The 15,477-nt window shown below is 73.1% G+C and carries 11 protein-coding genes; 10 read left to right on the top strand and 1 reads right to left on the bottom strand.

Translation table 11 applies throughout. From position 1 onward, the window contains the following. Positions 1-132 precede the first annotated feature (132 nt). Positions 133-687, top strand: coding sequence for a DUF4439 domain-containing protein (locus tag ACOJUF_RS11945; protein WP_420122067.1), 555 nt, complete (start codon positions 133-135; stop codon positions 685-687). Between the two features lie 111 nt (positions 688-798). Here ACOJUF_RS11945 and ACOJUF_RS11940 read toward each other — a convergent pair whose 3' ends face one another. Then, the gene (locus ACOJUF_RS11940; protein ID WP_420122066.1) at positions 799-2,559 is read right to left on the bottom strand and encodes a proline--tRNA ligase; all 1,761 of its coding nucleotides are present in this window, start codon (positions 2,557-2,559) and stop codon (positions 799-801) included. Between the two features lie 631 nt (positions 2,560-3,190). Here ACOJUF_RS11940 and ACOJUF_RS11935 point away from each other — a divergent pair. The 9 genes from ACOJUF_RS11935 (at position 3,191) to ACOJUF_RS11895 (ending at position 15,412) form a co-directional block, all read left to right on the top strand. After that, positions 3,191-3,901, top strand: coding sequence for a hypothetical protein (locus ACOJUF_RS11935; protein WP_420122065.1), 711 nt, complete (start codon positions 3,191-3,193; stop codon positions 3,899-3,901). 253 nt (positions 3,902-4,154) lie between these two features. Beyond that, complete coding sequence (locus ACOJUF_RS11930; protein WP_420122064.1) at positions 4,155-5,342, top strand: acetyl-CoA C-acetyltransferase; 1,188 nt, start codon at positions 4,155-4,157, stop codon at positions 5,340-5,342. 476 nt (positions 5,343-5,818) lie between these two features. Next, entirely contained in the window at positions 5,819-6,736 is a 918-nt protein-coding gene (locus ACOJUF_RS11925; RefSeq protein WP_420122068.1) for a serine protein kinase RIO, read from the top strand. A gap of 105 nt (positions 6,737-6,841) precedes the next feature. Beyond that, positions 6,842-7,384, top strand: a complete 543-nt coding sequence (locus ACOJUF_RS11920; protein ID WP_420122063.1) for a YbhB/YbcL family Raf kinase inhibitor-like protein — start codon at positions 6,842-6,844, stop codon at positions 7,382-7,384. 123 nt (positions 7,385-7,507) lie between these two features. Continuing rightward, a complete protein-coding gene (locus ACOJUF_RS11915) occupies positions 7,508-8,914 on the top strand; it encodes a mycothione reductase (protein WP_420122062.1) in 1,407 nt (468 codons plus the stop codon). 374 nt (positions 8,915-9,288) lie between these two features. Then, positions 9,289-10,104 (top strand): SAM-dependent methyltransferase, encoded by an 816-nt coding sequence (locus ACOJUF_RS11910; RefSeq protein ID WP_420122061.1) that lies wholly within the window; start codon positions 9,289-9,291, stop codon positions 10,102-10,104. A gap of 31 nt (positions 10,105-10,135) precedes the next feature. Next, positions 10,136-12,391: a putative bifunctional diguanylate cyclase/phosphodiesterase gene (locus tag ACOJUF_RS11905; RefSeq protein ID WP_420122060.1), complete on the top strand. Its 2,256-nt coding sequence runs from the start codon at positions 10,136-10,138 to the stop codon at positions 12,389-12,391. A 163-nt stretch (positions 12,392-12,554) separates the two neighbouring features. Next, positions 12,555-14,975: a PAS domain-containing protein gene (locus tag ACOJUF_RS11900; RefSeq protein ID WP_420122059.1), complete on the top strand. Its 2,421-nt coding sequence runs from the start codon at positions 12,555-12,557 to the stop codon at positions 14,973-14,975. Further along, entirely contained in the window at positions 14,972-15,412 is a 441-nt protein-coding gene (locus tag ACOJUF_RS11895; protein ID WP_420122058.1) for a response regulator, read from the top strand. The genes ACOJUF_RS11900 and ACOJUF_RS11895 overlap by 4 nt, the downstream gene beginning before the upstream one ends. Positions 15,413-15,477: the final 65 nt, after the last annotated feature.

Here is a 15,477-nt window from a genome sequence, read left to right as displayed (position 1 = left end):
CTCGGCCGTCCGGGGTGACGCCGCGACCGCGCAGGTCCAGTTCACCGACGCGATCTCGACCGCCTCCCGCTACCGGGCCGCCCTGTACGGGACGATCGCCGCCTCCCTGGCCAGCCACCGGGCGGTGCTGGTATGACGAGCCCGTCCCCCACCCCGGGATCGCCGTCCCCCGCCGCGTCCGGCTCGGGTTCGGCCCCGACCTCGGGTTCGGCCGCGGCGCCGAGCACACCGATCAGCACCGCACCGCCCGGGCCGCTGAGCCCCGACGCGCAGGCCGCCATGCAGTCCGCCCTGACCGCCGAGCAGGCCGCCGTCTGGGCCTACGCGCTGGTCGCGGCGCACGCGCGCGACCAGTCGTCGATGGTCGCGGACGCCCGCTCCGGCCACCTGCTGCGCCGGGACGCGACGGCCGCCCGGCTCACCGCGGCCGGCGCCGCCGCGCCCGAACCGGCGGCCGCGTACCAGGTGGCGGTGGACGTGCAGGACCAGAACTCGGCCTGGCAGCTGGCCCAGGACATCGAGTCCGACGTGGCCGCCGCCTGGCGGGTGGTGATCGGCTCGACCGACGACGCCGAGGTCCGCGGCTTCGCCCTCACCGGCCTGTCCGAGGCCGCCGTGCGCCTGGCCATGTGGAAGCAGGTCGCCGGCATCGCGCCGCCGACCATCGCCTTCCCCGGCCAGAACTGATCCGGCGCCGCCCGCACACCCTGCTCGCCGGCCCGGATCGCCCCGCGGCACCCGGCCGGCGGCGGGAGGCCGGCACCGCCCGACGGCGGCACCGCCTCGACCGTGGGTGCGTCAGCCGCCGCGGACGACGGCGCGCAGGTGCTCGGCCACCTCGGCCAGCGATACCTCGGTCTTCTCCCCGGTGGCCCGGTCCCGCACCTCGACCACGCCGCCGGCCACGCCCTTGCCGACGACGCAGATGGTCGGCACGCCCAGCAGCTCCGCATCGGCGAACTTGACCCCGACGGAGGCGTTGCGGTCGTCCAGGATGACGGTCACCCCCGACGCGTCCAACCCGGCGGCGATCAGCTCGGCGGTGTCACGGATCTCGGCCGACTTGCCGGCCATCACCACGTGCACGTCGGCCGGCGCGACCTCCCGCGGCCAGATCAGGCCCCGCTCGTCGTAGGAGCTCTCGGCGATCGCGGCGACCGCCCGGGACACCCCGATGCCGTAGGAACCCATGGTGACGGTCACCAGCTTGCCGTTCTCGTCCAGCACCCGCAGGTCCAGCGCGTCGGCGTACTTGCGGCCGAGCTGGAAGATGTGCCCCATCTCGATGCCCCGGGCCAGGCTCAGCGGCCCGGATCCGTCCGGCGCCGGGTCGCCCGCCCGCACCTCGGCCGCCTCGACCACGCCGTCGGCGGTGAAGTCGCGCCCGGCGACCAGCCCGAAGACATGCCGGCCGGGCTCGTTCGCCCCGGTGATCCAGGCGGTGCCGGTCACCACCCGGGGGTCGAGCAGGTACCGGATGCCGGTGGGGCCGTCGGTGCCCAGCACCCCGGGGCCCAGGTACCCCTTGACCACCAGCGGGTGGTTCTTGAAGTCCTCCTCGACGAACGCCTCCACCTCGGCCGGGGCGACCTGGGCCTCCAGCCGCTTGAGGTCGACCTCCCGGTCACCGGGCAGGCCGATGGCCAGCGGCTCGCGGGTGCCGTCCGGGTGGCGCAGCATCACCAGCACGTTCTTGAGCGTGTCCGCGCCGGTCCACGGCCGGTCGGCCCGCGGGAACTCCGCGTTGCTGTGGGCGACCAGCGTCTCGATGGTCGGCGTGTCCGGGGTGTCCTCGACGTGGGCGGCCGGCAGCCCGTCCACCGGCCGCGGATCGGGCGCCGGCGTGGTCACCGCCTCGACGTTGGCGGCGTAGCCGCCGGGCGACCGCACGTAGGTGTCCTCGCCGTTGACGCAGTCGGCCAGGAACTCCTCGGACGCCGAGCCGCCCATCGCCCCGGACATCGCCGCGACGATGACGTACCGCAGCCCGAGCCGGTCGAAGATGCGGATGTAGGCGTCCCGGTGCCGCTGGTAGGAGGCCTCCAGCCCGGCATCGTCCACGTCGAAGGAGTAGGAGTCCTTCATGACGAACTCGCGGCCGCGCAGGATGCCGGCCCGCGGCCGCGCCTCGTCCCGGTACTTGGTCTGGATCTGGTAGAGCGCCAGCGGCAGGCTCTTGTAGGACGAGCAGATGTCCTTGACCAGGAGGGTGAACATCTCCTCGTGCGTGGGCCCGAGCAGGTAGTCGGCCTGCTTGCGGTCCTTGAGCCGGAACAGGTTGTCCCCGTACTCGGTCCAGCGGCCGGTGGCCTCGTAGGGCTCGCGCGGCAGCAGGGCCGGGAAATGCACCTCCTGCGCACCGATCGCATCCATCTCCTCGCGGACGATGCACTCGACGTTGCGCAGCACGCGGTAGCCCAGCGGCAGCCAGCTGTAGATCCCGGGGGCGGCCCGCCGGATGTATCCGGCCCGGACGAGCAGCCGGTGGCTGGGCACCTCCGCGTCGGCCGGGTCCTCGCGCAGGGTGCGCAGGAACAGGGTGGACAGCCGTGTGATCACTGGCAGGGCTCCTCGGGTACTCCACGGTCGGTGGCCTGCGCCGCACCCGATCCGGCCCGGCGCGCGGGCCAGCCTATCCGTCCCGGGCCCGGGAGCGGCGCGGTCGCCGGTCCCGGGCCCGGTCGGCTCGCCGCCGATGACCGGACCGGACGGACCTGACGGGCAGGAAGCGGGCGGGTCCGGCCGCCGGAACGGCCGCCGGCGGCCGCACCGACCCCGTCCCACCCGAACGGCCGCCGGCCGCCGTCCGGAGGTGACCGTGGGCGACCGCCGATGCGTCCGATCGGGTCCGGCGGGCGGCGCACCGCACCGCTGAGCATCGAGATCATCTGAGCGACACCATGTTCGCCCACACGTCCCATCGCGCAACACTTCTCGTCACCCCGGACCCCGGCCGCCGTCGACCACTCCTCGAACAGCCTCTCTCGGAGGCGGTTCCGACGTCGATCCGGCCCGGACGGCCCACCTCGGCGTCACCGGGGACAACGATGTCGTTCACCGGCTGGTCGCCGCCGCGCATGGCGCCGGTCACAGTCCGGTCGACGCGCGGTTAGCTCGAATTCAGCTAACATCGGTAGTCGGGCACGCGGTCCCGTGGGCCCACCGGACGCGCCGACCCACAGAGGACGCCATGGCGACGAGTGGTAGTGCCCTTCGAAGCCCGATCCCCTCCCCGCGCATCCCCGGCGCTCGCCCGCCGGCCGCCGGCGGCAGCCGCTCCGTGGACGCGGTGCTGCGCGACCTGCCCTCGCACGGCTGGACCAGCGGCTGGATCGGCCGCCGCGATCGGGCCCTGCTCGTCCTGGCCCGCCGGGCCGAGCTGCCGGCGACCGCGATCGCCGAGCTCACCGTCGGCGACATCGACGTCCGCGAGGGGCGGGCCACCATCCGGCGCGCCGGCGCCGAGCCGGTGGTCCTGCGGCGGACGGACGACTGCCTGCTCTGTGGCCCGTGCGCACTGGCCCGCTGGCTGCACGCGCTGGACCTGGCCGGGTCCTGCGGCGACGGCCGGGTGGTCGCCTCCGTCATCGGTCGCGCCGCTCCGCTGGGCGCCCATTCCCCGCACGTGTGCGAGAGCGATGCCCGCACCGTCCGCGCCTCCGACGCGCTGGTGTTCCCGCCCGACGACCGTTGGGCCATCGCCCCGGCGATCCGGCCGAGCCTGCCCGAGCCCGCCCGCCCCGGCCACGAGACGCGGCACCGAACCGCGTACGCGACCCGGATGTCGCCGCCGGCCGGCCGGACCCATCCGGAGACCGCTCGCCCGGACGCCCCGGCTCCGGCGGATCGCCCGAGCGCGTTGGACGGCCGGGTGCGGGCGCTGCTCAGCGGTCTGGTCTGATCCCCGGTACGGACGGACGCGCACCTCGTTCGGTTCGAGTCAGTGTGACGACCGTCACATCTACACCCTTAGCCGGTTAGCTGAGGGTAAAGCTAACCTGCAAAGAGAAGTGCCGTTAACATCCAGCCCGAGGCGTAATGCCTGACGGCACAGGCCTTTCGCCGCATCTGATCGCTCACCTGCGACGGCCCGCCTGCCCGCCCCGGCCCGAACCCGCGCCCTCATCGCGCACCAGGAACCTGCGGAGGTCTCCATGCCGTCGTCTGTCATCGTCGCCGGGTCCCGAACCCCCATCGGCCGGTTCAACGGCGCGCTGGCGTCCGTCTCGGCGGCCGAGCTCGGTGGCATCGCCATCAAGGGCGCGCTCGAGCGTGCGGGACTGGCCGGCTCGGACGTCGACTACGTGATCATGGGCGAGGTGCTGCAGGCCGGCGTCGGCCAGATCCCGGCCCGGCAGGCCGCCGCCAAGGCCGGCATCCCGATGGACGTGCCCGCCATCACCGTGAACAAGGTCTGCCTGTCCGGCCTGGACGCCATCGCGCTGGCCGACCAGCTGATCCGCGCCGGCGAGTTCACCACGGTGGTCGCCGGCGGCATGGAGTCGATGACCCGCGCCCCGCACCTGCTGATGGGGTCACGCGCCGGGTTCAAGTACGGCGACGTCACGATGGTCGACCATCTGGCCCACGACGGCCTGCACGACGTGTTCACCGACATCGGCATGGGCGACCTGACCGAGGCGACCAACGACCTCGACTACGTCTCCCGCGAGGAGCAGGACGCCTACTCCGCCCGCTCCCACCAGCGGGCCGCCGCGGCGATCGCCGCCGGTGTCTTCAAGGCCGAGATCGAGCCCGTGGTCATCGCCGGGCGCAAGGGCGAGGTCGTCGTCGACACCGACGAGGGCGTCCGCGCCGACACCACCGCCGAGAGCCTGGCCAGGCTGCGCCCCTCGTTCCGCAAGGACGGCACCATCACCGCCGGGTCGGCGTCCCAGATCTCCGACGGCGCGGTCGCCGTCATCGTCATGGACAAGGACGAGGCCGTGCGCCGCGGCCTGGACTGGATCGCCGAGATCGGCGCCTACGGCTCGATCGCCGGCCCGGACTCCACCCTGCAGGACAAGCCGGCCCGCGCCATCCAGAAGGCTTGCGACAAGGCCGGTCTCAAGCCGACCGAGCTCGATCTGGTGGAGATCAACGAGGCCTTCGCGTGCGTGGGCATCGCATCGGCCCGGGCCCTGGGTCTGGACGAGGAGAAGGTCAACGTCAACGGCGGCGCCATCGCCCTGGGTCACCCGATCGGCGCCTCCGGCGCCCGGCTGGTGCTGCATCTGGCCCTGGAACTGCAGCGGCGTGGCGGCGGCACCGGCGTGGCCACCCTGTGCGGCGGCGGCGGCCAGGGCGATGCCCTGATCCTGACGGTGCCCAAGGCCGGCTGATCGCACCGCGATCGACGCGGAACGAGCTGGACGCCCAAGGCGGCCACCCTGACGGGGTGGCCGCCTTTCGGCATTCCCGGGCCGGCCGATATTCGATTGACGCCGCCGGGTCGGCCACGACACCCTGGATCCCGGCCGCCGACCGACGCCACACCGATGGGAGGGATGACGAGATGACCGTCCTTGCGCGCACCAGCCCGCCGCCCTTGTCCCCGTCCCGCCCCGTCACCCGCTGACCACGGCACCCGCCGACCGCGGCCCCGGGGCGACCCCTTCCGTCCAGGAGCCCCGACGTGCCTCGCTTCCACCTGCCCGATTCCTACCGGTCCGGCCGATCGGCCGGCCGGGCCGACCCCGGCCGCACCCCCGGTGCCGGCCGGTTCGACGCCGATCCGGGTGCCGATCCCGATCGCTACCCCGATCTCGATCCCGACCCGGACGACGATCCCGACGGTGACGATCCCGACGGTGACGAGATCGACGACCTGCTCGACCGGTTCGACCGGCGGCCGGCGCGCGGCCCGCGCCCGGTGGCCGATCCGCGTCCCCGGCTGGTGGCCGAGGGCAAGTCCGGTCACCTGTCCCCCGAGCTCGACACCGATCATGACCAGGACGACAGTCCGTACTCCAGTTACGATGTCGCGACCCATGGGCCGGGCCCCGTGCCCGACTGGTTGATCACCGCGCTGGCCGCCCGGGACACCCGGCTCGGCGTGCTGAAGACCGGCAAGGAGGCCGACGTCGGCCTCCTGGAGCGGGCCCTGCCCGGCGGTCCGGGCTGCCTGCTGGCGGTCAAGACGTTCCGGTCGGCCGAGCACCGGCTGTTCCACCGGGACGCGGGCTATCAGGAGGGCCGGCGGGTGCGCCGCTCCCGGGAGACCCGGGCCATGGCCGCCCGCACCGGGTTCGGACGGGAACTGCTGGCCGGCACGTGGGCCGCGGCCGAGTTCGCCGCCCTGGGCACCCTGTGGTCGGCCGGGGCCCGGGTGCCGTACCCGGTACAGCTCATCGGCAGCGAACTGATGATGGAGTTCGTCGGCGGCCCCGACGGGGTCGCGGCCCCGCGGTTGGCCGCCGTGGAGGCCACGACGGCCGAGTTCACCGAGCTGTGGCACGACCTCGTCGGCACCCTGGAGATCATCGCCGAGGCCGGCCTGACCCACGGTGACCTGTCGCCCTACAACGTCCTGGTCGACGTCCGGCCGACCGGCGAATCGCAGTGCGTGGTCATCGATCTGCCACAGGCGGTGGACCTGGTCGCCAACCCGTCGGGGGCGGAGTTCCTGGTGCGGGACTGCCGGAACATCGCCGGGTTCTTCGCGCGGCGGGGCGTGCTGGCCGCCGATCCGGAGGTGCTGGCGCTGCGGCTGCGCGGCCTGGCCGTGCCCACCTGAGCCGACCCGGCCGGCGCCGGCGATGGTTGAATGCCGGGACCGACGCCGGACGGCGGCCCGCAGTCACCGGACCGGTCCCGTTCCGCCTCAGTTCGAGGAGTGTGCATGAGTCTGGATCGACCCGTCACCCCGGATCCTTACGCCCTGCTGCCCACGGTGGGCTCGTTCACGGTCAGCAGCGCCGACATCGCCGACGGCCAGGTGGTCGCGCCCGAGTTCCGCTACGGCCCCGACGCGCCGGGCGGCCGGAACCTCTCGCCCGCCCTGTCCTGGTCGGGATTCCCGGCCGACACCGCCTCGTTCGTGGTCAGCTGCTTCGACCCGGACGCGCCGACGCCGGCCGGCTTCTGGCACTGGACCCTGGTCGACATCCCGGCGACCGTCACCGACCTGCCGCGCGGCGCCGGCAGCCCCGGTGGCGCCCTGCCGGCCGGGTCGTTCCACGTCCGGAACGACTTCGGGACGGCCGGATACGACGGGCCCGCCCCGCCCCCCGGCGACCAGGTGCACCGCTACTTCTTCGTGGTGCACGCGGTGGACGTCCCGACCCTGGGGCCGGACGCGGGCGCCTCGCCCACCGTGGTCGCGTTCAACCTGGTGTTCCACACCCTGGCCCGGGCGATCATCACCCCGGTGTTCTCCTACTGACCCTCCGGCCCGCCCGCCCTCGCCCCCCGCCCGGGCGGCGAGGGCGGGCCGGCCGGGCCGGGCGCCGCCCGTGGTCCCGGGTCGCCGGATCGCCCCGGCACCGGCCCGTCGTAGCCTGGCCCCATGCACTTCGATCTTGTCGTCGTCGGGTCCGGCTCGGGCAACACCATCCTGGGCCGGGAGTTCCGGGACCAACGCGTTGCGCTGATCGAATCGGGCACGTTCGGCGGCACGTGCCTGAACGTGGGCTGCATCCCGACCAAGAGCTTCGTCTACCCCGCCGACCTGGCCGACGCCGTCGTCCGCGCCGAGCGTCTGGGGCTGATGGCCACGGTGGCTCCGGTCGACTGGGCCGTGCTGCGGGACCGCATCTTCAGCCGCATCGACGAGATCTCGGCACACGGGCTGGAGTACCGGCAGGGCGACAAGTGGCCGAACCTGGAGATGCTGCGGGGCACCGCCCGCTTCACCGGGTTCAAGCAGATGGCGGTCTCGCTCGTCGACGGCGGCCGGGTGGAGCTGACCGCGGACCGGTTCGTGCTGGCGGCCGGCGGCCGGCCGGTCATCCCGGACATTCCCGGACTGGATGAGGACATCGTCGGCGACGGGGTGGTGCACACCTCGGACACCATCATGCGGATCGACCGGCGCCCGGAGCGGATCGTAGTGGTCGGCGGCGGGTACATCGCCGCGGAGTTCGCGCACATCTTCGACTCGTTCGGTACCCGAGTCACCCAGGTGGTTCGCGGCTCGCGGCTGCTGCGGCACCACGACGACGACGTCGCCACCACCTTCACCCAGCACGTGCAGGACCGGTACGACCTGCGCCGCGACACCGAGATCTGCGGCGTCAAGCCACTTCCCGACGGCGTCCGGGTGTTCCTGGAGAGTCCGTACGGGGAGACAACGGTCGATGCGGACATGATGCTGATCGCCACCGGCCGCCGGCCCAACTCGGATCTGCTGGACCTGCCGGCGACCGGGGTGACCGTCGACGAGAAGCACCGGGTGGTCGTCGACGAGTACCAGGAGACCGTCGTGCCGGGCATCTACGCGCTCGGCGACCTGAGCTCGCCGTACGCGCTCAAGCACGTGGCCAACCACGAGGCCCGGGTCGTCCGGCACAACCTGACCCACCCGGACGCGCGGATCACCACCGACCACCGGTTCGTGCCCGCCGCCGTCTTCACCGAGCCCCAGATCGCCTCGGTCGGCCTGACCGAGCAGCAGGCCCGGGCCCGCGGTATCGAGGTGGTCGTCGGCCGGCGCGATTACGGCAATACGGCGGCCGGCTGGGCCCGCGAGGACACCACCGGATTCGCCAAGGTGCTCGTCGACCCGCGGACCGGCCTGCTGCTCGGCGCCCATCTCATCGGGCCCGAGGCCGCATCGCTGATCCAGCCCCTGGTGCAGGCCATGTCCTTCGGCCAGCGGGCGCACGACGTGGCCCGTGGCCAGTACTGGATCCACCCGGCCCTGACCGAGGTCGTCGAGAACGCCCTGCTCGCCGTGCCCGAGCCGACCGGCTGACCCGGCGGCCCCCCGGGGTCGGACCCCCCGGGGTCGGACCACCCGGGCCGGACCACCCGGACCGGACCACTTGGGCCGGCCGCCCCGAGCCAACGGGTCACGGCATGATCACCGGCCGGCGCCGGCACCACCCGCCCGGCCGCCGGTCGGCCCCGCCGATGCCGTCCGGCGTGACGCTCGGTCGACTATCCGGTCCTGATCGGGTTGTCAGATTGACTCGATTTGGTTGGGCCATTCGAGGCAAGTGACCCCGCCATCGGCCCTAAGATGGACACCGTCGCGCTCGCGAACGGTGGCTCCGGCGACCATTTGCCGAGCAGCGATCACCTGAAGGGGCTATCGGCGCAGACGTGGATGATTCGGGAGCACGTGGCATGAACCGACCGCACTGGGCGCCGCCCGAGGTGGACACGACGCGCCCGAGCGTGGCCCGCGTGTACGACTTCTACCTCGGCGGATCGCACAACTTCGAGTCCGACCGCACGTTCGGGCGCGCGGTCCTCGGCCAGTTCCCGGAATTGGTCCAGACCGCCCGGGACAACCGCGCGTTCCTGCGCCGGGTCGTCTCCCGGCTCAGCGCCGAGGGGATCGACCAGTTCCTCGATCTCGGCTCGGGCATCCCGACCGTCGGCAACGTGCACGAGGTCGCCCTCGCGGTGAACCCCACCGCGCGGATCGTCTACGTCGATCACGATCCCGTCGCCGTCCTGCACAGCCGGGAGATCGTGCGATCGCTGCCCGGCGTCACCGTGCTCAGCGGCGACCTGTGCGCACCCCAGGAGGTGTTGCGCGATGCCGTCGCGGAGGGCGGGCTGGACCTGGACCGGCCGGTGGCGGTGCTGCTGGTGTCGGTGCTGCACTTCGTCGGCGACGAGCGCCGGCCGGCCGACGTGGTGGCCGGTTACCTCGACGCGATGGTGCCGGGCAGCTACCTGGTGCTCAGTCACGCCCGCTCGGACGGCCGCCGCGATATGTCCGACGTCGCCGAGATCTACCGCAACTCGAAAAATCCCATGCGCTTCCGGTCGCACGAAGAGGTCAGCGAACTGTTCGGGTCGCTGACCGTGCTGGAGCCGGGGGTGGTGCCCATCCCGCTGTGGCACCCGGAGTCCGACGACGACATCCCGCCGGACGTGGATTCCGGTTACCCGGGTCTGTGCGGGGTCGGCCGGCGCGACGCGGCGGTGTGATCGTGCTGGGCGTAGGAGGCCGGGAGTCGCGATGGACCGGGCCGAGGCCGCACCGGACCGCCCCCCGAGCGGTCGGGAGGACGGGACCGGCCGGACCGGGGTCGGCATGACCGCCGCGGCCGTGCCCGCGCACCGCACCGGGCCCGGGGCCACCGGCGGTGCGGCCGGCGACCTGGCCGCGGTCTGGGCGGACGCGCTGGCCGGGACCAGCCACATCTCGATGAACCGCCGGACGCTGCGCGGCTTCCTGCAGGCTCCGGCGGAGATGGTGATCGAGGCGATGCGCGCCGCCGAGTTCGACGGCGGGCCGGTCCGCGATGTCGGCGCCATCCTGGTCGACGCCCACTTCACCGACGTCGACGCCCTCGAGCGCACGCTCAACCGGCTGGCCACGCACCTGCACGCCCTGCCCGAGTCCACCTTCCGACCCGAGCGGGCCTCGCAGGTCCTGTCCGCGGTGGCGACCGGTTACGCGCAGGCCCTGCGCATGCGGACGCTGGCCGAGCAGGAGCGCATCAGCGCTTCGGCCTTCCGGGCGCGGGCGGCCGCCGAGCAGGCCCGCTGGGACAGCGAGGCGCGCTTCGAGGCGGTGTTCGCCTCGTCGGCGTTCGGCATCGGGGTCAGCGACCTCAACGGCACGATCCTGGAGGTCAACCAGGCCCTGTGCGACATCATGGGCTACACGCCGGAGGAGTTCCGGGCCCGGCCGATCTGGGAATTCCTGCACCCCAACGACGCTCCCGGGGTGTGGGAACAGGTGCACGCGATGGTGGCCGGGGAGGTCGACCACGTCCGGATCGAGAAGGAGTACTACGGCAAGAACGGCGATCAGCTCTGGACGCACCTGGTGCTGTCACTGGTGCGGGACCACGCGGGTGCCCCGCGGCTGATGGTGGCGATGATCGAGAACATCACCGAGCGCCACAACCTGCAGATGAGCCTGGCCCATCAGGCCACCCACGACCCGCTGACCGGACTGCCCAACCGGACCCTGTTCTTCGAGCGGCTCGACGCGGCCCTGGACCACACCCCCGAGGGGAGCACGGTCGGCGTCTGCTACCTGGACCTGGACGACTTCAAGGCGATCAACGACACCCTGGGCCACCACCTGGGCGACGATCTGCTGCGCACGGTGGCCCGGCGGCTCGGCGACGAGCTGGGCCGGGACGGGCACCTGGTCGCCCGGATGGGCGGCGACGAGTTCGTCATCCTGGTGACCCAGCCCACCGGCACCGACGTCCTGGAACAGGTCGCCCGCACCGCGATCGAGGCCGTCCGCCGGCCCGTCGACCTGGAGGGCCACCGCATCATCGTGTCGGCCAGCGTCGGCATCGTGCATCAGGTGCCCAGCGGACTGACCGGCTCGGCCGAGCTGATGCGCGCCGCCGACACCACGATGTACTGGGCCAAGACCGACGGCCGCGACCGGTACGCGATGTTCGACGCCACCCGCCACCGCGAGGACGTGCAGCGATTCGGCCTCTCCGCCCGGATGCCCGAGGCGTTGAGCAACGGCGAGTTCGTCGTGGAGTACCAGCCCCTGGTGCGGCTGGCCGACGAGGAGGTGATCGGCGTCGAGGCGCTGGTGCGCTGGCGGTTGCCCGACGGCACCCGCCTGATGCCGGCCGACTTCATCCCGATCGCGGAGGAGACCGGGCTGGTCGTCCCGTTGGGCCGGCTGGTCCTGGCTCAGGCCTGCCGTCAGGCCGTCCGGTGGCGCCGCGACGCCGGCCTGTCTTTGCTGATCAGCGTCAACATGGCCGCCCGCCAGACCCGCGAGCCCGGCCTGGTCGAGGACGTCGCGCAGATCCTGCGGGAGACCGGGTGCCCGCCCGAGCTGCTGCAGATCGAACTCACCGAGAGCGAGTTCATGGGCACCACGCCCGAGTCGCTCGCCGTGCTCCGCGATCTCGCCGGTCTCGGGATCCGGCTGGCCATCGACGATTTCGGCACCGGCTACTCCAACCTGGCCTACCTGCGGCGGTTGCCGGTGCGCACGCTCAAGCTGGCCGGTCCGTTCCTGACCGGACCCGGCCGGCCCAACGTCGACCCGGCCGGGTCCGATGGCGACGAGGTCGATCTGGCGATCATGGCCACGGTGGTGCAGCTGGCCCACCTGTTGGGCCTGACCGTGACCGCGGAATCGGTCGAGACCGCCGACCAGTTCGATCGGGTCCGCGCCCTGGGCTGCGACACCGGCCAGGGCTGGCACTTCGCCCGGGCCTTGCCCGCCGACGAGGTGCTGGACCTCGTCCGCGATCGCCCGTGGCGGCGACGTCGGAGCTGACCGGCCCGCGCGCCCACCTTTCCACCCCTAGGGGTGTTTCACACCCTGTTGTCCGATGTTACTCTCCGTCGTAATGCGGGTGTGATGGTCGGGGATTCGGATCCGCGGACAAGGCCGGTGGACGTTCTCGCCAGCCGGCCGGGACACCGGGTCAGGGGGACCGATGGAGTCGTACGAGCCCGGCCGCGGTGTGCCCGGCACCATCGATCTGGGCCCGCCGTTCACCGATTCCCTGGCCATCGCCTTCGATCTGGCCCCGGTCCCGCTCCTGCTCGTCGACGAGGCCGGGATCGTCCGCGGCGCCAACGGTCTGGCCGTCGCCCAGTCCGGGGCCGGCGACCCGATCGGCCGCCCGCTGATCGGCGCCGGCTTCGACCCGGCCCTGATCCCGGACCTGATCCCGGGGCTGCCGCCGGCCGGCCTCTCCGATCCCGCCCGCCCGGCCGGACCGGCCCGGCCGGCGCCGCACCTGCGACTGCTGCGGCTGGCCGACCCGGCGGCCGACTCCGTGACCACCGACTCGGTGGGCAACCTGGTCCGGCAGATCGCCGATGGCCTCCCGGACATCAGCACCATCGTGTACGACAGCGAGCTGCGGGTGGTGGCCGCCGGGGGTCGGCCGCTGCATCGCGCCGGGTTCGACGCCCGGGCGATGGTCGGTCAGCACCTCGCCGACATCCTCGGCGAGTCCGTCGACGAGCTGGCCCCCCTCCTGCGGCGCGCGCTGGCCGGCGAGGAGTCGACGATCGACTTCCTGAGCCCGCTGAACGGCCTGGAGTACCGCATCACGTGCCATCCCATCACCGGTTCGGGCGGCCGGCCCATCGCCGGTCTGATGACGAACCAGGAGGTGACCGAGGACCTGCGCCGGAGCAGCCTGCTCGACGAGATCCGGCGGCTCTCCCAGGTCGGCAGCGCCACCTACGACCGGATCCACGGATGGACCGTCGACACCGAACTCTCGACGCTGTTCGGCGCGCCGGCGCACGAGCTGGTGCCGACGGGCTGGGAGTCGCTCGTGCTGGCCGAGGACCGGGCCGCCGTCCGCGACGCGTACCACCCGGTGCTGCGCTCGGGCGGACGAGCGAGCGTGCGGTACCGGTTGCGGCAGCCGGCGACCGGCGCGATCCGCGATGCCCAGGGGGCCTTCACCGCGGCCGTCGACGACGCCGGACGGCTGGTGCGAGCGGTGGTCACGCATGTCGACATCACGGCCGCGGTGGCCGGAGAACGCATGCGCGCTAAGGCCGCGCAGGACCGGACGCAGTTGCTTCGCCGGGTCAGCGACATCCTCGCGCAGAGCACGGACGATCAGGTCGCGAGCATCCAGAAGATCGCCGATCTGGCCCGCGCGACGCTCGGCGGGGAGAGTCTGGTCCGGGTCGTGACCCTGCGCGACGGGTCACCCGACCTGAACCTGCTCTCGGAGGCGGTGACCGACGGCCCGGTCCACCCGGATGATGCGGTGCGCGGGTCGGTGCGCGCCTGGATCCCGCCGCCCGCCCGGCTCGATCCCGAGGAACCGTCCGCCCGGCTCTACTCGAGCATCGGGAACCCGAGCTGGCGTCTGGAGTACAAACGGCAGACCGGGCACCCGGCACACCCGTCGGTGGCCCATTTCATCTCGGCCCCCGTTCGCCACGACGGCGAGGTCCACGGCTTCGTCCGGGCGTTCCGGCTCGATCCCGATCAGCCGTTCGAGGCCGGGGACGACGACCTGTTGCAGGTTCTCGCCGACCGCGTCGGCGCGGCCCTGGGCGAGAGCCGGGTGCGGAGCCTGCTGGAGCGCGCGCACGACGGCGGCCGGACCATCGCCGACCGCGTCCGCCGGTTGACCACCGACCAACGCGAGCTGCTCGCCCAGCTGTCCCGGGTCGAGGAACGCGAACGGCTGATGCTGGCCGAGGCGATTCACGACGGACCGATGCAGCTGGTGGTGGCCGCGACCATGCGCTTGGACGCTCTGGGTGTCCGTCTCGACGAACCCGCCGGCCCGGCCGGGCCGCTCGACGGTCCGACGGCCGCGGCGGAGGCGGGTCGGCTCGTCGACCTCCTCGAGGAGGCGATCACGGAGCTGCGCACGCTGGTGACCGCGCTGACCCCGCCGGAGATCAGCGACGCGCTCGAACAGGGCCTGGGACCCGCGCTCCGTCGGCTCGCCGACGGGGTGCTGGTGCTGGACGGCCGTGCGCACGTCGAGGTCACCGGGGTGGATCGCGTGGGGCTGAGCCGGCCGCGTCAGGTGACCGTGCTGCGCATCATGCGGGAGGCGTTGACCAACGTCCGCAAGCATGCCCGGGCCACGCACGTCCGGATCCACCTGGCGGAGGCCGGTGGGGCGGTGACCGTGACGCTGCGCGACGACGGGGTGGGCACCTCCAGTCTGGACGCCGGACCTGGCCATCTGGGCATGGCGACCATGCGCGGACGCGCCGCCGCGGAGGGCGGCATTCTCGATGTGCGGAGCAGTCCCGGGGAGGGAACCGTCGTGATCCTGCGCCTGTCCACCGACCCGTCCGGACACCCGGACGACCGGACCGATCGAACCGGGGCCGACCGGCCGGACGACGGGACCGAGCGGTGACCGCGCCCGATCCGGCACCCCACCCCGGCCGGCCGCGGTCGGTCGTGATCTGCGACGACCGGGCCCAGATCCGCAACTCACTGCGCCAGGTCCTGGGGCACTGCACGGACATCACCCTGGTCGGCGAGGCATGGGATCTGGACACCTGCGCGGATCAGGTCCGCCGGCACCGGCCCGACCTGCTCATCCTCGACGTCAACATTCCCGGCGGCGGTGGGGTCGACGCGGCCCGGTCGGCCAAGACCATCTCGCCGGGGACCACGATCGTGGCGTACTCCGGACGCCAGGAGCAGGCCGTGGTCGAGGCGATGCTGTCCGCGGGCAGCGACTACTTCGTGCTCAAGACCGGACGGATCAAGCCGCTGCTCGACGCCCTGCGGTCGGCGGTCCCGGCCGGCACGGCGGCGAACGTCCCGACCGCCGACCGTCCCCGCTGACCGGGGTGCCGGCGGTCCGGGTCAGCCGTCGAGCAGGAACACGATCTCGGTCCCGCCGACGCGGA

It is taken from the genome of Nakamurella sp. (genome assembly GCF_048594475.1).
Classification (GTDB): Bacteria; Actinomycetota; Actinomycetes; order Mycobacteriales; family Nakamurellaceae; genus Nakamurella.
The sequence above is the reverse complement of the archived record's forward strand: the minus strand, read 5'-3'. Positions and strand labels throughout refer to the sequence as shown.